The organism is Desulfosporosinus paludis (genome assembly GCF_045689965.1).
GTDB classification, from domain to species: Bacteria; Bacillota; Desulfitobacteriia; order Desulfitobacteriales; family Desulfitobacteriaceae; genus Desulfosporosinus; species Desulfosporosinus paludis.
The window spans coordinates 749,513-769,518 of sequence record NZ_CP144211.1 but is presented as its reverse complement, the minus strand read 5'-3'; the positions used below and the strand labels follow the sequence as shown (position 1 = coordinate 769,518).

General features: G+C 40.0%; 21 protein-coding genes and 2 pseudogenes. 22 read left to right on the top strand and 1 reads right to left on the bottom strand.

Annotation, left to right across the window (positions count from 1 at the left end):
* Positions 1-236 precede the first annotated feature (236 nt).
* Positions 237-386: pseudogene (locus VZF35_RS04050) on the top strand (Hsp20/alpha crystallin family protein); the annotation flags it as partial.
* Positions 387-502: 116 nt separating this feature from the next.
* On the opposite strand, the gene VZF35_RS04045 reads toward VZF35_RS04050, so the two are convergent.
* The gene (locus tag VZF35_RS04045; RefSeq protein ID WP_407311223.1) at positions 503-1,219 is read right to left on the bottom strand and encodes a lysophospholipid acyltransferase family protein; all 717 of its coding nucleotides are present in this window, start codon (positions 1,217-1,219) and stop codon (positions 503-505) included.
* Positions 1,220-1,449: 230 nt separating this feature from the next.
* Here VZF35_RS04045 and VZF35_RS04040 point away from each other — a divergent pair, with 230 nt between their 5' ends.
* The 21 genes and pseudogenes from VZF35_RS04040 (at position 1,450) to VZF35_RS03940 (ending at position 19,996) form a co-directional block, all read left to right on the top strand.
* On the top strand, positions 1,450-1,605 hold the full coding sequence (locus VZF35_RS04040; protein WP_407311221.1) for a LysM peptidoglycan-binding domain-containing protein: 156 nt from the start codon (positions 1,450-1,452) through the stop codon (positions 1,603-1,605).
* A gap of 151 nt (positions 1,606-1,756) precedes the next feature.
* On the top strand, positions 1,757-4,030 hold the full coding sequence (locus VZF35_RS04035; RefSeq protein ID WP_407311220.1) for a PAS domain S-box protein: 2,274 nt from the start codon (positions 1,757-1,759) through the stop codon (positions 4,028-4,030).
* A gap of 154 nt (positions 4,031-4,184) precedes the next feature.
* The gene (locus VZF35_RS04030) at positions 4,185-4,604 is read left to right on the top strand and encodes a VOC family protein (protein ID WP_407311218.1); all 420 of its coding nucleotides are present in this window, start codon (positions 4,185-4,187) and stop codon (positions 4,602-4,604) included.
* A 284-nt stretch (positions 4,605-4,888) separates the two neighbouring features.
* Complete coding sequence (locus VZF35_RS04025; RefSeq protein WP_407311216.1) at positions 4,889-5,581, top strand: hypothetical protein; 693 nt, start codon at positions 4,889-4,891, stop codon at positions 5,579-5,581.
* A gap of 423 nt (positions 5,582-6,004) precedes the next feature.
* The gene (locus VZF35_RS04020; protein WP_407311214.1) at positions 6,005-7,651 is read left to right on the top strand and encodes a cation-translocating P-type ATPase; all 1,647 of its coding nucleotides are present in this window, start codon (positions 6,005-6,007) and stop codon (positions 7,649-7,651) included.
* Positions 7,624-8,448, top strand: coding sequence for an HAD-IC family P-type ATPase (locus VZF35_RS04015; RefSeq protein WP_407314448.1), 825 nt, complete (start codon positions 7,624-7,626; stop codon positions 8,446-8,448). Before VZF35_RS04020 ends, VZF35_RS04015 begins: the two co-directional genes overlap by 28 nt.
* Complete coding sequence (locus VZF35_RS04010; RefSeq protein WP_407311212.1) at positions 8,385-8,684, top strand: cation transporting ATPase C-terminal domain-containing protein; 300 nt, start codon at positions 8,385-8,387, stop codon at positions 8,682-8,684. The genes VZF35_RS04015 and VZF35_RS04010 overlap by 64 nt, the downstream gene beginning before the upstream one ends.
* A 287-nt stretch (positions 8,685-8,971) precedes the next feature.
* On the top strand, positions 8,972-9,190 hold the full coding sequence (locus tag VZF35_RS04005) for a hypothetical protein (protein WP_407311210.1): 219 nt from the start codon (positions 8,972-8,974) through the stop codon (positions 9,188-9,190).
* 275 nt (positions 9,191-9,465) lie between these two features.
* Positions 9,466-9,939: a ribonuclease H-like YkuK family protein gene (locus VZF35_RS04000; RefSeq protein WP_407311208.1), complete on the top strand. Its 474-nt coding sequence runs from the start codon at positions 9,466-9,468 to the stop codon at positions 9,937-9,939.
* A gap of 20 nt (positions 9,940-9,959) precedes the next feature.
* On the top strand, positions 9,960-11,273 hold the full coding sequence (locus VZF35_RS03995) for a PhoH family protein (protein ID WP_407311206.1): 1,314 nt from the start codon (positions 9,960-9,962) through the stop codon (positions 11,271-11,273).
* Positions 11,274-11,318: 45 nt separating this feature from the next.
* Positions 11,319-12,023, top strand: a complete 705-nt coding sequence (locus VZF35_RS03990; RefSeq protein ID WP_407311204.1) for a GntR family transcriptional regulator — start codon at positions 11,319-11,321, stop codon at positions 12,021-12,023.
* A 32-nt stretch (positions 12,024-12,055) separates the two neighbouring features.
* Positions 12,056-12,751, top strand: coding sequence for a phosphonate C-P lyase system protein PhnG (gene phnG, locus VZF35_RS03985; protein WP_407311202.1), 696 nt, complete (start codon positions 12,056-12,058; stop codon positions 12,749-12,751).
* 19 nt (positions 12,752-12,770) lie between these two features.
* Positions 12,771-13,367, top strand: a complete 597-nt coding sequence (gene phnH, locus VZF35_RS03980) for a phosphonate C-P lyase system protein PhnH (RefSeq protein ID WP_407311200.1) — start codon at positions 12,771-12,773, stop codon at positions 13,365-13,367.
* On the top strand, positions 13,368-14,513 hold the full coding sequence (locus tag VZF35_RS03975; protein WP_407311198.1) for a carbon-phosphorus lyase complex subunit PhnI: 1,146 nt from the start codon (positions 13,368-13,370) through the stop codon (positions 14,511-14,513).
* Positions 14,510-15,178: pseudogene (locus tag VZF35_RS03970) on the top strand (alpha-D-ribose 1-methylphosphonate 5-phosphate C-P-lyase PhnJ); the annotation flags it as partial. The gene VZF35_RS03975 and the pseudogene VZF35_RS03970, both read left to right, overlap by 4 nt.
* Positions 15,148-15,354 carry an alpha-D-ribose 1-methylphosphonate 5-phosphate C-P-lyase PhnJ gene (locus VZF35_RS03965; RefSeq protein WP_407311196.1) on the top strand — a complete coding sequence of 69 codons (207 nt, stop codon included), beginning with the start codon at positions 15,148-15,150 and terminating at the stop codon, positions 15,352-15,354. The pseudogene VZF35_RS03970 and the gene VZF35_RS03965, both read left to right, overlap by 31 nt.
* 10 nt (positions 15,355-15,364) lie before the next feature.
* Positions 15,365-16,210 carry an ATP-binding cassette domain-containing protein gene (locus VZF35_RS03960; protein WP_407311194.1) on the top strand — a complete coding sequence of 282 codons (846 nt, stop codon included), beginning with the start codon at positions 15,365-15,367 and terminating at the stop codon, positions 16,208-16,210.
* Positions 16,198-17,436: a phosphonate metabolism protein PhnM gene (phnM, locus tag VZF35_RS03955; RefSeq protein ID WP_407314446.1), complete on the top strand. Its 1,239-nt coding sequence runs from the start codon at positions 16,198-16,200 to the stop codon at positions 17,434-17,436. The genes VZF35_RS03960 and phnM overlap by 13 nt, the downstream gene beginning before the upstream one ends.
* Positions 17,437-17,471: 35 nt before the next feature.
* Positions 17,472-18,086, top strand: a complete 615-nt coding sequence (locus VZF35_RS03950) for a chloramphenicol acetyltransferase (protein ID WP_407314444.1) — start codon at positions 17,472-17,474, stop codon at positions 18,084-18,086.
* Positions 18,087-18,782, top strand: a complete 696-nt coding sequence (locus VZF35_RS03945; RefSeq protein WP_407311192.1) for a phosphonate C-P lyase system protein PhnL — start codon at positions 18,087-18,089, stop codon at positions 18,780-18,782.
* Positions 18,783-18,943: 161 nt separating this feature from the next.
* Entirely contained in the window at positions 18,944-19,996 is a 1,053-nt protein-coding gene (locus tag VZF35_RS03940) for a PhnD/SsuA/transferrin family substrate-binding protein (RefSeq protein ID WP_407311190.1), read from the top strand.
* The last annotated feature ends 10 nt before the right edge of the window (positions 19,997-20,006 follow it).

The window sequence follows — 20,006 nt, the reverse complement described above, 5'->3', positions numbered from 1 at the left end:
CTCCTTGAAAAATATTTAAAATTTTTTAACTAGAATACGATTCCTAAGGCGATTAGCAATAAGATAATCACAACTACTATTGCTATGCCAGCTCCAAAGCCTGTTCCACAGGCACCATCAACAGCCCCTGCTCCAAATGCCATATTTTTTGCCCCCCTTTCTAAGATTAGTACAGTATATGTTAGATAAGGATTTATTGACATAAATTACCATTATGAACGCCTGCTTGTCGAATGTATTATGGTACTTTTTCCCGAAAGATAACGCTTCTGGCTCTCGTTAAAGCAGATGGAGCCCATGCTAGTTATCGGAATGGGGTCTTAGAATTGACGTTCTTAAAGGATCACCATCCTGCAGCTCGTCGTATTGATGTTGATTTTAATTAAATACAAACAAAGGGCCGTTGCCAAACGAATTCAGTTCGTGGAGCAACGGTCCTCTCTGGTACTAGGACTTTTTGGTGTTTGTGCTGACAACAAAGATTACCTAATCGCAGAAATGATTAACTGGCTAAACTCTGCTCAATTCTTTGAAAGACTTTTTCCGGAAGTTCAGTTGCTTGCTCCTTAGTGAGGCCGGACGTGGGGATAGGGTCTGAAATGATAATTTCCACATGAGCTGGTTTTATGATAAAACCATTTTGTTCCATGATTTTATAAGAACCACGAATCGTAATCGGAACAATGGGAACTCCAGCCTTTAATCCTAATTTTAAGCTTCCAGGCTTAAATTCTCCTAGAGTTTCACCTTTACTTCTCGTGCCTTCGGGGAAAATAACCATGGAATAACCGTCTTTCAGATGATTTGCAGCTTGGTTAATAACTTTTAAAGACTGCCGGATATCTGAGCGATCCATAAAGACGCATTGCATATGAGTCATCCATGTTCGAATTAAAGGTATCTTAAGTAGTTCGACTTTAGCAATAAAGGCTTTAGGTTTATTTATGTAACCAAGAAGTAACGGAATATCAAAGTTCCCTTGGTGATTACTTACAAAAAGGACAGTACCTGAAGGTATTTTTTCTTCTCCAGTTATAGTAACCTTAACACCCGCAAACTTTATCAAGGATCGAGCCCAATTCATGGCGATTCGGGCAGTGAGCCTGTCACGTTCACTAATTTGTCCTATCTTGGACAAGCGGTTGATTCTTAAGAGGGTAGGCTCAATAGCAAGAAGGTAAAGCCAAAAGTAGATAAACCAAAGAATTGTTCGGATCATTATGCTTCTCCTTAATCGTTGTTTTAGATATAACGGGGTATAGAATGTTGAGACCTTGATTACCTATTATTATAACAGAAACGAACATAGATATAAATTTTGGACAATGAGTGCAGGGCACCAATTAATTTCAAAATTTTACCAGGACCTGCACTAAAAAATTCTATCCTATCATAGGATACATTATAAGGATTTAAGACTCAAATAAACCATCAGGGAGGAACTTCTAAATGCATCATCATCGTCATGTTGTACGCCAAGGTGAAAGTTTATATAAAATTGCTAATCGTAAAGGTTTAACAGTTCAGGACTTATTGCGTTTGAATCCACAACTTCGTAATCGACCGAACCTGATCTTTCCAGGGGAAAGAATAAAAGTTTTGTAGAAAAGTTCTCCTGTTGAGGCTAAAGAATAGAACTGGTACTTTATTTCGAGAGTATCAGTTCTTTATTTATTGGAAGAGTCATCGTTATAGGATATAGAAAAATAGGTTTCTATGTCTTATAATAGGTTTGTCATACGAAAGAGGGGTTGGCATGCAGAATTTTTTGCTCCATATAGTGTATTTAGTAACTATTGTTAGTATGTTTCTTATCTTTGGTTATGTTTATGAGAAGAAAAATAATGAACTTAAGTCTTTAAACGCTCAATTGCAGTTAAGAAGTACATATTTTGATGAGATTTTTAAGAATTCTCAAGATGGTATCTTAATCATGGACCATGAAGGCAAAATAATCAAGACCAACAAATCCTTCCAAAGAATTTTTCAGTATAAAGCTTCCGAGATTATCGGTTTAAACATCGGAAATATTCTTATTGATCCAGATAATCAGGAATCCTCTAAAATGTATTATAAGATTATGCAGGGGAATACAGTGACCACCGAAACATCACGTCTTAGGAAAGATGGCTCGACCATTGATGTAAAAATATTGGCGTTTCCCATTAAACTTGAGAACAATAAAACTGGAATATGTGCAATTTATAAAGATATTGCCTATGAAAAAAGCTCGATGAAGGCTTTGGAATTGCAAAAAATATATTTTCGCAAACTGTTTGAAAATTCCCCTGAAGCTATTTGCATTCTAGATACGGAAGATAAGTTTATCGATGTTAACGCTGCTTTCGAAAAGGTGTTTGGCTACTCTAAAGATGAACTGCTTAATTGTTCTATTAACGATAAAATCGTTAGCCCTGAGTTAATCATTGAGGCTACCGAGCTATCGGAAAATGTCATAAAAGGAAATATTGTCGAATATGAGACACTCAGAACTCGCAACGACGGAAGTTTCGTTAACGTACATATTTTGGGCTATCCTTTAATTTTTGAAGATAAACGTATTGGGGTATTTGGCATATATAAAGATATTACGGAACAAAAACGGGCAGAAGAGGCCCTGAAAGCAAGTGAATTAACATTCAGAACCCTCTTTGAGGGCTCTTCAGATGCAATCTTGATCTTAGACGATAATAAGTTCGTAGACTGTAATCCTGCGACTATGGAACTGCTGGGGTATGATTCCAAAGAGAGTATAATTGGTAAAAGTCTGTGGGAGCTCTCGCCACAATTCCAAACAAAGGGAGTATCGTCTAAACAGAAAGCCTTGGAGATTATTATGACGATCCTCAAAAATAAGAAATTTGAGTGGCTGCTGAAGAAAAAAGATGGCGCATTAATACCCGTCGAGGTGATGTTAACGTCGATATTACTTAATGAAAAAAAGGTTTTTCATGTATTATGGAGAGATATCAGTGAGCGAAAGGAGATGGAACAAAGACTTGAATATCTAAGTTATCATGATTTCCTTACTGGTTTATATAATCGACGATTCTTTGAAGAAGAGCTTAAGCGCTTGGATGTCAAGCGAAATTATCCCCTGACGGTCGTTGTTGCAGATGTTAACGGCTTAAAATTAATTAATGATTCTTTTGGGCATAGTATGGGGGATAAACTTCTCAAGACGGTGGCTGACGTCATAAAAAGCGCCTGTCGAGCAGATGATATCATTGCTAGGCTTGGAGGTGATGAATTCGTTCTTCTGCTGCCGAAAACAAAAATTAATAAAACGGATCAAATCCTCAAACGTATCAAGACCTTAGCTGCACAGGAAAAGGTGGGCTCTATTGATATATCCGTTTCGTTTGGCTACGAAACAAAAAATCATGAGAGTGAAAATATCCAAGAGATTCTCAAAAAGGCTGAGGATTATATGTACAAAAAGAAGCTCTTCGAAAGTCCGAGTATGAGGGGAAAAACTATCAATGCCATTATCAGTACACTTCATGAGAAGAATAAAAGGGAAGAACAGCATTCACACAGAGTGTCAGTACTCAGCAAACGAATTGGCGAAGCGTTGGGGCTTCCTGAAGGACAAATTGAAGAATTGAAAACCGTCGGATTACTTCATGATATTGGGAAGATTGCCATTGAAGAGACCATTCTAAATAAGCCTGGCAAATTGACCGAAGAAGAATGGGAAGAAATAAAACGGCATCCGGAAATAGGTTACCGAATTCTTAGTACGGTTAATGATATGTCTGAAATGGCAGACTACGTCTTAGCCCATCATGAACGGTGGGATGGGAGAGGATACCCTAAAGGTCTCAAAGGAATAACAATTCCACTTCAGTCACGAATCATTGCAATAGCGGATACTTATGATGCTATGACCAGTGAGCGTAGTTATCGCCAAGCTTTGCCCGAAAAGATTGCCTTAGAAGAGCTGAAAAATAATGCTGGGATACAGTTTGACCCTGATTTGGTAGAGGTTTTCCTTAAAAAGGTTTTGGCTCATTCCCAGGCAGTTTAATAACTCTAAATGCGGTAATGGTAGAAACTCTATCCTTTGTCCATTAACTCGCGTGTATCGTGACAGTGTCGAATTTTGCCTGAGATAAAACTTTACGTTATAATATGGTTGGATTTCAGTGAAACTTCAATATACTGGAGAAAGAAGGGTTTTTATGAGTGACTGGTTAATTCCATACATAATGTTCAAAGGGAATTGTGAAGCCGCTGTGAAGTTTTATCAGAAGGTATTAGGGGGAGAGACTGCAATTTTGCATTTTGGGGACATGCCCCCTAATCCGGCACATCAAATTCCTGAAGAACAAAAAAATCTTGTGATGCATGCTGAATTACGAAAAGACGGTCATGTCCTGCGTTTTTCTGATTACTGCACAAATTCGACGTTTGTTCAGGGTAATAACATTTCGTTTTCCTTAGAGTTTGATACCAAAGAAGAAACAAAAGCAACGTTTGAAGCCTTATCGGAAGGCGGCAGCATTGAGATGGAGTTACAGGAAACCTTTTTTAGTCCTCTATATGGCAAATTTACGGACCGGTTTGGGATAATGTGGCAACTAAGCTGTCGGCCTCACTAGACATTAAGCGCTCAATTCGGCTTAAAATTATCAAACGCTTGCTGCTGGGAAAGTAGTTAATTAGGGTCATTAACATCAAAAGAGGTTGTAACACACTAGAAACCTTCACAGTTGTGTTGCAACCTCTTTCAAATGAATCTAATGATTCCCGTTTGTTGTTGTCTACCGAGATGAAGAAACAGTAAACTATAATGCCCTCTATTTTACGAAAATGTGTGGTCGAAGCTGTGTAAGAAAGTGCGGCAATTAACGGGTAAGATGAAACTTTATTGGAGGATGACCATTTGAGCAACCAGGAAACTCTTTTGCAGGAATTTAGCCGTTCCCGTATTCATGAAGAAGCTGTAAGCGTGGAGAGAGTATATTTTTACAAGACGGATAAACGAGTAAACCCTAAGCAAGAAGATCCCTTCCTGATGCTCCCCGGGAAGTTGCCTCTCTTAGTATCAGCTCCTCATGCGGTTCGGCATTATCGTCAAAAAAGGATAATTATGTCCGACCAATTCACCGGTTCTGTCGTGTTTTTATTAAATCAATTATCAGGTACCCAGGGGATAGCCGTAACGAAGCTTTATGGCGGCGATCCTAACGTTGATTACCCTTGTATCTATAAAGAGAGAATTACTGAAATTTGTCATAAAGAGAAGGTGAAATTTGTACTAGACATCCACGGCGCTGCTCGGGAGCGAGAGTTTGATGTGGACTTTGGCACTCATGGTGGAAAAACTCTTTTGGCTGAAACAAAGAAGTTAGAGATCTTGGATCAAATCTTCCAGAGATTTGGTTTAAGACGTATCTCTCATGATTTTTCGGTTACAGGTCCAAGAACGATCACTAATTACGCGGCACAAGAGCTGGGAATCCCGGCAGTGCAGATTGAGATTAATAAGCAATATAGAGTTCCGGCGCAAAACCCCCAAGGGTTTCACCGTTTGCTGGGGGCATTATGTGAAAGTATCAAGGAATTATCCCGGTAGGCTTTTAGGAAATGAGAATAAATCGTAACTGAAGTTTTCATTGACAAGCCGATGGTTTTTAAGTATACTGATTTTGTTAAAAGGGAGTAGTTTTAAATTACAAAGTCAACATACCCGGCGAGGTAAACTTGCCTGGCTTTGTAAACCGGAAGGTAACGAGACTTTTGACATGGCCTATTAGGCTATGTCAAAAGTCTTTTTTATTTACCTTGGCATCTCAGAAAGTATTCGGGTTGCATAAGGCTAGGCGGCCGCCTGCACTATGGCAACACGTACGAGGACAAACGTCTTTGCACGTCAGCCAAGTTTTTCTTAAAGAACTTTATATTAGACGTAAGGAGTGGTTATATTTCATTAAGTAAATCTAAATCTGTATAGAAAAGTATTAACGATAAGAGGGGAAAAATAAGGAGGATTTAAACTGTGAGCTTTTATCAAAAGGAAGCCCAAGAGGTTATTGCCGAGTTAAAAAGTGACGAAGAGATAGGATTATCCAATGCTGAAGTTAGAGCTAGAGTTCAACTTTATGGAAAGAATGTTTTTACTCCGAAACCAAAAGAGAGTATTATTGCAAAAATCCTTGGTAGCTTAAAAGAACCCTTAATTATTATTCTTTTGATCTCGGGGTTAATATCTCTAATTATGGGGCATTTGGAGGATGGATTGGGGATTTTTGTCGCGGTTCTTATTGCCACATCCATCTCAGTGATTCAAGAGGGTAAATCTGATAAAGCCTTCGAAGCTTTGGCTAAATTGAGTGACGACGTTAAGGTGAAAGTCGTGCGGGATCATCAGATCGTTTATGTTCCTCAAAGTGATCTGACTATTGGAGATATTATACACTTGGAAACTGGGGACAAAGTACCGGCCGACGCAAGGATTGTACATTGTTCGAATCTTGGAATCAATGAATCTATGCTTACTGGCGAAGCGGAGTCTGTTACCAAAAATTCCAAGAGAATTGAAAGAGAAAATTGTCCGTTGGCTGAACGCATTAATATGCTTTATTCAGGCACCATGGTGATTGAAGGTCGGGCAATCGCTGTAATAGTTGCTATCGGTGATCAGACTGAAATGGGTAAAATTGCCGAGGAACTTAAAGATGAAATTACTTCCCAAACTCCGCTGCAACAAAAATTAGCGGATCTTGGTAAAAAGATCTCGATTATTGGATCGATTGTAGCTGGGTGCATCTTTGTTTTCGAATTATTTACTATGTATCAACAGGGATTGCTTGTTCTTGATAATATTGGAACGGCTCTTCCCGGAATTAAGGATGCCTTTATCACTTCAGTCGCACTGATCGTTGCGGCTGTGCCAGAAGGACTTCCAACCATGGTAGCCATTACCCTTGCTTTTAACATGCAGAAAATGGCCAAGAATAATGCTCTGGTCCGCAAGCTTATAGCGTGTGAGACTATAGGCTCTGTTAATGTCATCTGTTCCGATAAGACCGGAACATTGACAGAAAACAGGATGACTGTGGTTGAGGCTTGGTGTGATGGAAAGAATATATCAATTGATAAAATAAGCTGCCAAGAAATGGTTGAAAATTTCAGCCTTAATACAACTGCAGATATAACTAAAAAGGATGGTCAATTTGAGTTTTTAGGAAACCCAACGGAATGTTCGCTGCTGGTCTGCGCAGATAGGAGCAATATAAACTATCTTGATTACCGCAAACAGTTCGCGGAACCTGTAGCGGAATATAATTTTACGTCAGCAAGAAAAATGATGTCAACAGCCTATGAAAAGAAGATAGGTTACAGACTTTATACCAAAGGTTCACCTGAAAAGGTTCTCAATATTTGTAACAGGATTAAAATCAATAATTCAGTTATTCCGATCACGCAAGAGCATAAAGATGTCATCGAAGCGAGAATAAAAGAATTGCAGGATAATGCCCGCAGGGTATTAGCATTTGCTTACACCGATTTTAGTGAAGAACCCCAATGGGAGGATATTTACAACGTTGAAAAAGACCTCATTTTTACTGGCTTCATAGGAATAGAAGACCCCTACGAACAGACGTCAAAGCAGCCATTGATCAATGCCGGCAAGCGGGCATAAGCGTCAAAATTCTAACAGGAGACAATATCAATACCGCCAGGGCAATCGCTGATCAATTGGGAATTGTCAATAAAGATTCACTCGTCCTCGAAGTCACAGATATCGATGCGATGAGTGATCAGGAATTAAAGAGCAAACTGGATAAAATTGTAGTCATTGCGCGTTCAAACCCATCTGCTAAAATGCGAGTTGTAAAACTTCTGCGGGAAAACAACGCTTCTGTGGTTGTAACAGGCGACGGCATTAATGATGCACCGGCGTTAAAAGCCGCCGATGTCGGAGTTGCTATGGGGATCACAGGCACGGAAGTATCTAAGGAAGCTGCTGATATTGTCTTGTTGGATGACTCATTTTCCACAATAGTCAAAGCGATTAGGTGGGGACGGGGGATTTATGAAAACTTCCAAAGATTTATTCAGTTCCAACTGACTGTAAATGTCGTAGCATTTATTACAGTTATCTTGGCAGAAATCTTAGGGTATAAAATGCCTTTTACGACGTTACAATTATTGTGGGTAAATATTATTATGGATGGGCCCCCAGCCTTAACCTTGGGATTAGAGCCTCCTAGAGAGCATTTGCTTGAAAAGCAACCCATAAAACGAAACGCTTCTATTGTTACGAAAGATATGCTATTTAAAATAGTTTCCAATGGTTTGTTTATTGTTGCGGCTTTAATCCTGCTTATGAAAACGCATATTCTTGGGGAACCGCGAGCCAACAATCGACCATCGTGTTTACTTCCTTTGTTCTATTCCAACTATGGAATGCCTTTAATAGCAGGGAGTTTGGAGTAAAGAGCATTTTTCCTAATATTCATAGAAATAAAATCATGGTTGGAATTGTGTTCGTAACATTTTTGATTCAGATCATTGTCACACAGTTTGGCGGACAAGTGTTTAAAACAGTCCCCCTTGAAGCGTATCTATGGATTAAGATTGTGGGATACACCTTTAGCATTGTCATCTTTAGTGAGGTCATTAAACTACTAGGGAGACCCTTTCAAAAGATCATGTTTAGCAATGAAAACTAAACAGAAGTGAACTATTAGCCAGAGGCTTAATAATTTAGCAAAATTCTTAAAGCAGAAAGAAGTAAAAATCTTCTTTCTGCTTTAACTTTTAAAAACTAAATTAAGATCATGTATACAAATCAATTAAGCGACATTTTACAAAAAATTAACAAGCGGTTTATTGGAAATTTACATGTTCACTTTATAATTCTTTTAGGATGTATTTGATTAAAAAATTTTTAAAACAAATCTAAATATTCCTGTAGAAACGTTTTCTGTTTTTGATAAGAGCAAGTAAGGAGGCTATTATGCATTTGGGGTTAGAGCTTAAACGATTATCTGATAAGATGACTCAAAGTAATCAGCATTGTCACGGTGAGGAGGGAAATTTTCACACCATTAGAAAAGAAATTCTGGATATTTTAAAATATTATATGGAGAAGCCTCCAGAGAGTTTAGAATTGGTTCAAAAGGTATTAAACCATATCATAACATCGATTTCAAAAGTTAATGTTATGGAGATGTGAAATAATGCATATCGAGATACATTATTGGAGATTAGTGCAAATAATCTTTAAGTCTGTAGAAAACCCAAAAATTAAGTTCTTACGAACTGAATTCGAGGGTAAGTCCGTTCGCCCAGGTGTCAGCAAATCTGGAAGATCGTTGAAACAGTTATCCGAAAAGATGAGAGTATTATTACTCATGATCTTTCGGATTTTTTGTTATATTTTCTTGAATAATGAGCGTCGTTTTGAGTTGTATCAATAAGCAGAAGTACCGAGGAACGGAGATGCTATTTATGCATAGTACGATTTATGGAGAAATTTCTTTTGAAGAAATGTATTTATTGATCAGAGCTTATTTATCACAAGACCGAAATGGAGAATACAGAGTATCGATTGGAACCGACAGTCAGAACTTTGATTATACAAAGATGCCGATAACAATTGGTATCCATAGAATTGAGAATCAAATCGGGAAAGGTGGTATCTTTTTCTCGGAAATCAGAAGAGTAAAGAAGATTAGTAATATCCGTCAAAAGATTTTCTATGAAACGAATCTTAGTCTGGATTTAGCGTTGAGATTGAACCTCAAATTTATTGAAGATAACATACCAAACAAGATAGCGATTCATGTTGATGCTGGTTATAATGGCCCGACAGCCATGTATATTGCAGAAATAACAGGTTGGGTTAAAGCCTGCGGCTTTCAATGCGTGATCAAACCGGATTCGTACATGGCTTCTAGCGTAGCGAACCGTCTATCAAAATGAGGCAAAAGGAGTGCTTGAATTTGCAAAAAGTCTATGTCTTGGATTCCAGCGTTCTACTTCATGATCCAGCGGCCATTTACCAATTTCAAGAGAATGAGATTGTCATTCCTTACGCAGTGCTAGAAGAATTAGAGCATAAAAAAAGGCTTCTGAACAATATCGGCCGAGCTGTAAGGGAGACTGTCCAGAACCTTGACCAATTAAGGGAAGATGGCCAACTTTCGCAAGGGGTAAAACTAAAATCCGGTGGATTCATTCGTATTGAGCTAAACCATTCATCGCCAGAGAGATTGCCATTAGCCTCAGATCTTAGCTTACCTGAGAATCGAATCTTAAGCGTTGTCCTGAATTTAATGCAGGAAGAGGAAAGGCCTGTAATTCTTGTTACGAAAGATATTGCTATGCGTGTTAAAGCGGATGCTCTTGGGTTGGTAACCCAAGATTATTTTAATGATAAAGTCTATTTACCGCCGGTTGGAGACGATGTGATTCGGGTTACTCCAGATGACAAAGATATAAAGAGTTTATACAGCAAGGAATCAATAAAATTGAGCCAAGCATTGCCTCCAAACTCATGCGTTATAACTGAAAATACTTTCCTCCCCCTTCTTTCTTCCACAACTGGTACGGAAATAATTGCGGCTTTCGGGCACAAGCCAACTTGGGAAATCACTCCCAGGAACCTCGAACAGCACTGGGCTTTAGCGTTGCTAAACAACCCCGAAGTTCATCTGGTAAATCTCATGGGTCCAGCAGGTACCGGCAAAACCTTGCTTGCTTTAGCCAGTGGCTTGGAGCAGACGATTCATAGTGAAAAGTATGTACGCATTCTTTGTGCCCGGCCAGTGATTCCCTTTGGCAAAGATATCGGTTATTTGCCAGGAGAAAAAGATGATAAAGTTCGTCCTTATATGCAGCCAATCTATGATAATCTTGACTTGTTACTCCGACCCAAACGGGAGCGCGAGAGAGAAAGAGGAATTGAATCAGTAATTGATAGTGCCGTTGATCTGCTAAAAAAGAAAAAGCAATTGGAGGTAGAAGTTCTGACGTACATTCGAGGTCGGAGCATTCCTAATCAATTTATCATCATTGATGAAGCTCAGAATTTATCTGCTCACGAGGTGAAAACGATTATTACCCGGGCAGGAGAGGGTACAAAGATTGTACTTTGCGGTGATCCAGACCAAATTGATCATCCCTATCTGGACAAAGAAAGTAACGGTATGACTTATGTTGCGGCACGCCTTAAAGGACAGTCCTTTTACGGTCAAGTTCGATTAGTCAAGGGAGAGAGGAGCATAATGGCAACATTAGCTGCTGATTTACTCTAATAGATAATTGTTTAACCCATAATAAGTCTGAAAGCTGGGTATGCAATGTCTAATGAAATGGAAATTGTGGATAAGTTAATGCTCTTGATCGTTTCAGGTAAATACAGCGCCCACGATAGACTGCCGTCTGAAAATGAAATAGCCGATAACTACAAAGTACCGAGAATTACAGCTCGGAAGGCATATGAAAGGCTTGAGGAGTCGGGGTATATCTATAAAAAGCAAGGGAAAGGGAGTTATGTCAAAGACAGATATCGACAGATTGAACTTGTTCTTACAGGTGATGTGAGTTTCAGTCAGAAAATGATCGAGAAAGGGTATAAATTCCAATCGAAAACAATATTTTGTAAGGAGATTAACTATAATAAGAAGATTTATAACTCTTTAGAAACTGATGAAGATGATCGGGTTTTTAAGGTTGGGAGACTAAGATATATAGACCAACAACCTATTGCACTTCATATTTCCTATGTAGCCAAATCAGTTTTTAATGATATCGACGTTGTGGGAGCAGACATCACATCTATGTTCAACTATTACAACGACAAGGGATATACAGAATTTTGCTCAAAACCCAGCATCTTAAGTGTTTCTTTTCCCACAGAGTCCCAACGAAAACTATTGGATTGCCCATATTTAATACCTCTTCTAGTCCTGGAGTCAGGCTGTATGGATAAAAAGACCAGCAAAGTCTTGGAATATATAAAGATTTTTTACAGAAGTGATTGCTTTTCCTATGTCATACCGTAGACTCAATACCTTCTAAATTCCTTTTAAGGTTTATGGAACTCTTTTTCCTTCGTTCTCGCAGTACAGGGGCTGAAACTGACTTGTTCTCAAGTTGGTCGGCCCTTTTTGTGTTTCCAAACTTGGCAGCTGCCAAGTTTTCTTTAATCAAAACAACGGAAGATATGCTTTACAGAGATTTAACGGAGGGTATACAAAGCTTTAACACGTTTAACTTGGCAACAAGTTATGCTAGTGCCATGGATATAGAAGTTCAGGAGCTAGTGAAGGTCGGTCATCGAATAAACATGTATAAAGGAAGGCTATCAATGACTAGAAAAAAAAGAACCAAGATCTTAATCGAAGGTTCGGCAGAGGTTTCCCAAAAATTAGCTCAAGAGATATCAAATAATTATGATGTTACGATCATTGAGGAAATCAATAATAGTTTAGTCATGGTTAAAGTTCGGGAAAGTGCTAAACAAAGTTTATTTTATTTAGGTGAGGTACTTATTACAGAATGCAAGGTTATGGTCAAGGGTTCTTTAGGAATCGGCATGGTTAAGGGGCATGAACCAACGCTTGCTTACAACTTGGCAATTATTGATGCAGCATATAATGCTAAGTTATCAGAGACAAAGGAATGGACAAATATCTTACAGCTTGAGGAAATTCGTATCAACAAAGAATATGAAGCCTTGAGGGAAAAACTCTTAATGACCAAAGTGAATTTTAACGCTATGAACGTATAAGTAAGAGGGGTAAAAGCACATGAAGTTGGATTTGGTACATGATATCCAAACAGTTTACCGCCAAACGTTGGATTCCATGTCACGGCCAGGCTTGATTAGAAATCTTCGTGATCAGGTAAGCAAGATGAAGATAGAAGTCGGCTGTTACGGGTCAACGTTCCTATTAGCCTTGATGCTTTTCGATACAGAAGTGAAATTTAAGGTGTGCTCTGAAGATGAAGCGGAAATAACTAAACTTATTAACCAGTTAACCTATGCCAAAGTAACGGAACTGGAGAGCGCAGATTACATTCTTATCTTAAAGGATGCTAAGGCGGAGGATTTAGAGCTGGCCATTAAAAGGGCCTATTCGGGAGATCTGCTGGATCCGCACAAAGCAGCAACAATTATCATTGAGGCTGACGCCGTAAACAATGAGCGAAATTTAACGTTGAGGGGACCGGGAATCGAGAAAGTACACTACATAGACGTCAAACCAAGCGATCGTTGGGTTGATCTGCGTGCTGAAAAGAATTCAGAATATCCCCTGGGAATCGATCTAATCTTTACAGATAGGGATGACAACCTTTTATGTCTTCCTCGAACAACTCAAATTCTAAAACAGGTGGTTGGATAGATGGGATATGTTGCAGTAAAAGGCGGAACTCTTGCTATTGAAGAATCCACCAAACGCCTCAAATACGAGCGGCTTAAAAAAGGCCTCGTCTTGGATTGCCGAAGAATTGAGAGTGGAATGCGCTGCCTGATCGATCAGGTCATGTCGGAGAGCAGTCTCTACAATGAAACTCTAGCGGCAGTAGCTATCAAACAAGCAGAGGGAAGTCCGGAGGAAGCAGTGTTCTTAATGAGAGCCTATCGGTCGACGTTGCCGCGCAAGCATTATTCGCGCACAGTTGAGTCTGAAGATATGCTGGTGGAACGACGAATATCGGCAAGCTTTAAGGACATTCCCGGTGGGCAGATCTTAGGGTCGGCCAATGATTATACTCACCGTTTGATCGACTTTAGCTTGATTGAAGAGACCGATGAAGAGGCAGTTGGCTGGATAGACACTTATGCCGCGGAAAGCGGAAGTCAAAAAGACAAAACGGATTTAACCCATTTGCCTAAAGTTTTAGATTATCTTCGTAATGAAGGGTTGCTCCCCATTTGTGAAAAGAATGACAGTGAACCAGATGATATTACTAAGGAGAGCCTTCAGTTTCCGACCAGCCGCAGTGAAAGACTCCAGATCTTAACAAGAGGGCAGACAGGTGCCGTTACTTCCTTAGGGTATGTGGCCCTGCGCAGTTATGGGGCACTGCATCCGACGGTGGGAGAATTGCGGATTGGTAACCTGCCTATCTATATCGATAACCCCCTCAACGATCAAAATGACGATGAGGATGCTTATTATATCGGTCAAATCAAGGTCACGGAAGTTGAAAGCTTATTTCCGAAAGATATTCAGAAAATAAAGGGTCAAAAAGAGCTCGAATTTGGGCTAGGTTATGGAATTTGTTACGGACAAAATGAAACTAAGGCTATTGCCATGAGTATTTTGGACCGTTGTTTGGAAAATGGACATCTGGAATTCCCGACTCACAATGAAGAATTTGTCCTGTTGCATATTGATTCGGTTGAATCCACAGGGTTTATCTCACATTTGAAATTGCCGCACTACGTGACATTCCAGTCCAAGCTGGACAGCGTTCGTAAGTCGAAAAAAGATGAAATCCAAAAAGATTCAACCATGGAAAGCAATGAGGAGTTAAATCCATGAAAATAAACTATAATTATGCATTTTTTGATGAAGGGTCGAAACGAGAGATTAGAAGAGCCACTCTGAAAGCAATTGCTATTCCCGGGTATCAGGTACCTTTTGCTTCAAGGGAAATGCCTATTGCCAGAGGCTGGGGTACAGGAGGATTGCAGCTGACTCTTTCCTTGGTAGGAATGAACGATATTCTGAAAGTTATTGATCAAGGCTCTGATGAATCTGTGAATGCAGTCAATATTAAACGGCTCATTACCGTTACGACGGGAATAACCGTATCCGACGAGACAGCAGAAGCGACGATTATTCAATCACGGCATAGAATTCCGGAAATTCCACTGCAAGCGGGTCAGATCCTAGTTCTTCAGGTGCCGATACCAGAACCTCTAAGGTACTATGAACCCAGTGAATACGAAACAAAAAAGCTACACGCAGAGCAAGAATACAGTGGTGCCTGGTTAATGCTCTTCGAGCAAATCATGAACTATGGGACAATGTCGACGGGTGCTGACCATCCTGTGATGGTTCATAGCCGATATGTTATGGCTCCCAGCCCTATTCCAAGATTTGATAATCCTAAGCTGAATTGTTCTCCTGCTTTGATTCTCTTGGGTGCGGGCCGAGAAAAAAGGTCTATGCAGTGCCTCCCTATACTAGGGTTGTTTCCCTTGATTTTGAGGACTACCCTTTTGAGGCAGAATCATTTCAGGAAAAGTCATGCAGATTGTGCGGAGCCAAGGGGGTATTTCTCGATGAAATACTGGATGATGTTACGGGTGAAACATCCTATCAATGCAATGATACCAGCTATTGCTTGCAGACATTAAATAGAAAACCCAGAGAATGAGGGATTGTAAATGGAAGATTTCGAACAGCCTGTTTTGTCTGTCAGGAAATTAAATAAGCAATATGGCAACGGATGTGTAAACTGCAGAGGGTCTGAGGAAGATCCCTTGTTGAAAAATTATTGTCCTATCTGCGGTACGGTATATGCCTGCAGGGATATTTCTTTTGAGGTATATACTGGAGAAATATTAGGTGTTGTAGGGGAAAGCGGCAGCGGCAAGTCGACCATGATGGAGTGTCTGTATTTTGATCAAGAGGTAAGCAGCGGAGAGGCCTACATTAATGCCTACAAGAGCGGAAAAACAAATGTCTTTGCTGAATCGTCCCAGCAGAAACGGTATTTAAGGAATCATCTAATGGGAAAAGTGTATCAAAATCCGCTCTTGAGTCTAAAAATGAATTTTTCATCAATTGGTAATATTGCCGAGAAGTTGATTTCAGCCGGAAATAGGAATGTGAGTATGATGGAGGCCCGAGGAAAAGAATTGCTGGAACATGTAAACATACCGCTTTACCGTATGAAAGAAGCCCCCAAAAACTTCTCCGGAGGAATGCAGCAGAGAGTACAAATCGCTAAGGCGTTGTCGAATAATCCACCACTTCTCCTACTTGATGAAGTGACTACAGGATTGGATTTATCGGTTCAAGCCAGTGTCCTTGATCTGATCAAGACGATACAGAGAGAGCTGAAGATTTCGGTGGTCATTGTCTCTCATGATTTAGGGGTCATTAGGATGTTGGCAGATCGTACTATCGTAATGTTGGATGGAAAGATCATTGAACACGGTTTGACAGACCAGATTCTTGAAGATCCCCAGCATGGCTATACCCAGAAGTTAGTACAATCTTTGTTATAGCGAGTAAAAGGAGTACGCATATGTATTTAATCACAAATGTCCGGATTATTACTGAAGAGTCTATCTTAACAGGGTATGACTTGGTGGTCAAAGACGATAGGATTTTAAAGATAATTCCTGAAGGCGGAGATGGCTTGGCGAATGACCTTCAAGTCATTAATGGGGCAGGTGGATACGTTACTCCTGGATTTATAGATATTCACTCAGATTACATCGAGACTATGGCAGCACCAAGGCCAACCTGTCTAATGGATTTTGATATGAGTGTTCGAGAAACGGAAAAGCAATTGGTCTCACATGGAATTACAACCATGTTCCACTCTCTCTCCCTGTTTAAAGATTCGGAGTATAAGCGTAAACCGATACGAGATCCCGAAAATGTCAGGAAATTCATTGACTTAATTGATAGGACTCATAGGGGTCAGCACTTGATACGGCATCGATTTCACGCTCGGTTCGAAATAGATAATTTTAAAGAAGTCGACAGATTAAAAGGCTATATCAAGGAAAAAAAGGTTCAGTTGCTTTCCTTCATGGATCATTCACCGGGACAGGGTCAATATAGGAATCTGAAGGTCTATAGCGATATGGTTAAAAGCTATAATGACGTAGATGATGAGTCCATTGTTAAGATGATCGCCAGACATCAAGCCAAAGAAAAGATAACGATTGACGGGATGAAAGAAATCGCCGAACTGGCTCGTGAAAACGGGATTGCTATTGCCTCTCATGATGATGATACTGTTGACAAACTGGATTTAGTTCAAAGCTTGGGCGCGACAATCAGCGAATTTCCTATCACCATGGAAATAGCACAAAAGGCCAGAGAAAAAGGATTGTTTACCATGGCAGGTGCGCCGAACGTTCTCTTAGGCGGTTCTCACAGCGGAAATTTGTCCGCAGTAGAAGCCATTATAGCAAATAATATAGACATTTTATGCAGCGATTATTATCCGCCTGCGCTCCTGCATGCTGTTTTCACTCTGCATGAAAAGTATGGGCTAAACCTTGTCGATGTATTCAAGCTAGTGAGCCTCAATCCTGCCAAAGCGGTGGACATGGATCGGGAAATCGGGTCTATCAAAGAAGGAAAAAAAGCTGACTTGCTGATTATTGAAACGATCGAGAATGACTTTCCGGTCATAACGGCAGTTTTAGTAAATGGAACGTTAATGCAAAGAACACATTATCCCAAAGTGCCCGGACGGAAGGATTCCCGTATATAAATTTTGAAAGGAGGATAGGAAAGAAGTTGAGCAATATGTTGGGGAAAAAACCGCTTATTTCTGAGAACTGTCAATTGAACAATGTGGAGTTAGGCCAATATACACAGGTTGGGATTTATAACGTTCTGGAAAATGTTAAACTTAATGATTTTTCCTATACAGGTCGATTCTGTACATTACAAAATGCCGATGTGGGAAAATTCTCTAACATCGCGGATATGGTAAGAGTTGGCCCGGTATTTCATCCACTAGAGAGGCCAAGCCTGCACCACTTTACTTACCGACGGATGAAGTATGGATTTGCTGAATCAGATGATGAATCATTCTTTCAGTGGCGAGGGGAGCAAAGGGTTACTGTCGGACATGATACTTGGATTGGACACGGTGCGGTTATTATGCCTAATGTGCATATCGGCAACGGGGCTGTTATAGGCAGCGGCGCAGTTGTTACCAAAGATGTTGATCCCTATTCTATCGTGGTCGGAGTGCCTGCTAAACCGATCAAGAAACGATTTGAGGAGGATACCGTCAGAAAACTGGAAGAGATCAAGTGGTGGGACTGGCCCCATGAAATTATTAAAGAGAGGCTTAATGACTTTTACCTTCCTATCAATGAATTCACAGAAAAGTATTATAAAGCAGGTGTGTAAATGGAAGAAATACTGGCAATTAAGCACTTATCAAAATCCTTCGTTATCCACAATTTAGACAAGCATATTGAAGCACTGCACGATATTTGTATCGAATTGAACGAAGGTGAATTTGTCGGCATTACTGGGAAAAGCGGCAGTGGAAAATCAACAGTATTTAAGTGTATCTATCGTACTTATGAACCGCAAAATGGCAGCGTATGGTACAATTCCAAAAAGTTTGGACTTGTTAATTTAGCAGAAGTCTCAGAACGAGAAATGATTTATCTAAGGAAACATGAAATCGGTTATGTATCGCAGTTTCTAAGCACAATGCCCCGCACAACTGCGCGGGAACTGATAAAACAAGCGGTTAAGGAGATGGGGTATGGAGAAGATTGTGCGGAAAGGGAAGCCCATAAGATGCTGGAGCATTTTGAACTGGACAGAGAATTATGGGACTGCTATCCTGCCACCTTTTCCGGCGGTGAAAAACTGCGCCTTAATATTGCTAGGGCCATGGTTAAGCGTCCGAGGCTGTTACTTCTGGATGAGCCTACAGCTAGTTTAGATCATGCTTCCAAATTAAAAGTACGAGAGCTTATTGAACAGTTGAAAAAAGAGGGAACAACCATGATGGGAATTTTTCATGATCTTGAATTTATGGAAAACATCTGCAGCCGTGTCTATAAAATGTCTGATGGAAAAATGTTATAAATTTAAATTTAACCCAAATATTACATTAGATTAATAGGAACTTAATTATCTTTAGTTAAAATGAGGTGAGAGTTATCCAGAAGGTTTGCATCGAAAGGTTCGCTGAAATTCCAGGATTCAATGCCAGAAAAAACTATTCCAAATTTGAGAGGAGAATAACTGTGAAAAAAGTTCCTTTACTTATGCTGGTCGTTATTCTAGTATCATCGCTTCTAGCAGGCTGCGGAACTACAACGTCTACCTCGTCGAATTCAACCGGAGATGTCAAAGACCCATCTACGATCACCATTGCCTGGTTACCAAATAATGCGGGTGAGGATTTCAAGGATACCAGAGCAGCAATCGATCAGGCTATTGAAAAGGCCACAGGTTTGAAAGTGGAAGACAAATTAACGACGGACTATGGAATTACCGTTGAAGCAATTGCCAGCGGTAACGCCCAATTGGCTTACTTAGGCGGAGAATCTTATGTCGAGGCTCACAGCAAAAATCCCAAGGTTGTTCCTCTTGTGGTTAACAGCGGAGATTCCGGGACACTGAAAGATGCCTTGTATTATAGCAGGATCCTTGTGAAGAAAGGAAATGAGGATCAATATAAATCCGGCTCAGGCTATGCCATAGACAACATTGTAGGCAAGAAGTATTCCTTTGTTTCCACAAGTTCAACATCCGGATTTAAAGTACCTACGTCGCTTATGGTTTCCTACTTTTCCAAACAAGACAAATGGAAAAATCTGAAGGCAGAGGATCTGCTTCAAGGCGGTAGCGGAAAGTTTTTTAGCCAAGTACTCTTTGGGGGGTCACACCAGTTATCGTTAGTCAATCTTTTAACGGGTAAATCGGATGTCTCTTCCGTCGATGATATTGATGTGTCTAGTTATGTAGATCTTACTTCAGGAAAAGATAACATGCCGGGTGCTGTTTACACGGTTAAAAAAGATGCTGCTGATCCATTCAGTAAACTAGCAGGAGCGCAATATGTCGTCATCAAATCCATCCCAGTCATTAATGGACCCATAGCGGTCAACACAAATGCCTTAAGTAAAAAGACCGTCGATGCTATGATTCAAGCATTAACATCGGAAGAAATGACTAAAAATGAAAAGATTTTTATTCCCAAAGATTCTAAAGCTAAAGGGTTTTTCAATGCGCCACAGCGTTTTCTAGCGACCGATGATTCCTTATATCAACCAATCCGTGACCTAAGTAACTAAGGATTTTTTG

Bases quoted from the DNA above. Each gene is read 5' to 3' on its own strand.
- VZF35_RS04045 (WP_407311223.1), bottom strand. From the start codon at position 1,219: ATGATCCGAACAATTCTTTGGTTTATCTACTTTTGGCTTTACCTTCTT.
- VZF35_RS04040 (WP_407311221.1), top strand. From the start codon at position 1,450: ATGCATCATCATCGTCATGTTGTACGCCAAGGTGAAAGTTTATATAAA.
- VZF35_RS04035 (WP_407311220.1), top strand. From the start codon at position 1,757: ATGCAGAATTTTTTGCTCCATATAGTGTATTTAGTAACTATTGTTAGT.
- VZF35_RS04030 (WP_407311218.1), top strand. From the start codon at position 4,185: ATGAGTGACTGGTTAATTCCATACATAATGTTCAAAGGGAATTGTGAA.
- VZF35_RS04005 (WP_407311210.1), top strand. From the start codon at position 8,972: ATGCATTTGGGGTTAGAGCTTAAACGATTATCTGATAAGATGACTCAA.
- VZF35_RS04000 (WP_407311208.1), top strand. From the start codon at position 9,466: ATGCATAGTACGATTTATGGAGAAATTTCTTTTGAAGAAATGTATTTA.
- VZF35_RS03990 (WP_407311204.1), top strand. From the start codon at position 11,319: ATGTCTAATGAAATGGAAATTGTGGATAAGTTAATGCTCTTGATCGTT.
- phnG (WP_407311202.1), top strand. From the start codon at position 12,056: ATGGAACTCTTTTTCCTTCGTTCTCGCAGTACAGGGGCTGAAACTGAC.
- phnH (WP_407311200.1), top strand. From the start codon at position 12,771: ATGAAGTTGGATTTGGTACATGATATCCAAACAGTTTACCGCCAAACG.
- VZF35_RS03975 (WP_407311198.1), top strand. From the start codon at position 13,368: ATGGGATATGTTGCAGTAAAAGGCGGAACTCTTGCTATTGAAGAATCC.
- VZF35_RS03960 (WP_407311194.1), top strand. From the start codon at position 15,365: ATGGAAGATTTCGAACAGCCTGTTTTGTCTGTCAGGAAATTAAATAAG.
- VZF35_RS03950 (WP_407314444.1), top strand. From the start codon at position 17,472: ATGTTGGGGAAAAAACCGCTTATTTCTGAGAACTGTCAATTGAACAAT.
- VZF35_RS03945 (WP_407311192.1), top strand. From the start codon at position 18,087: ATGGAAGAAATACTGGCAATTAAGCACTTATCAAAATCCTTCGTTATC.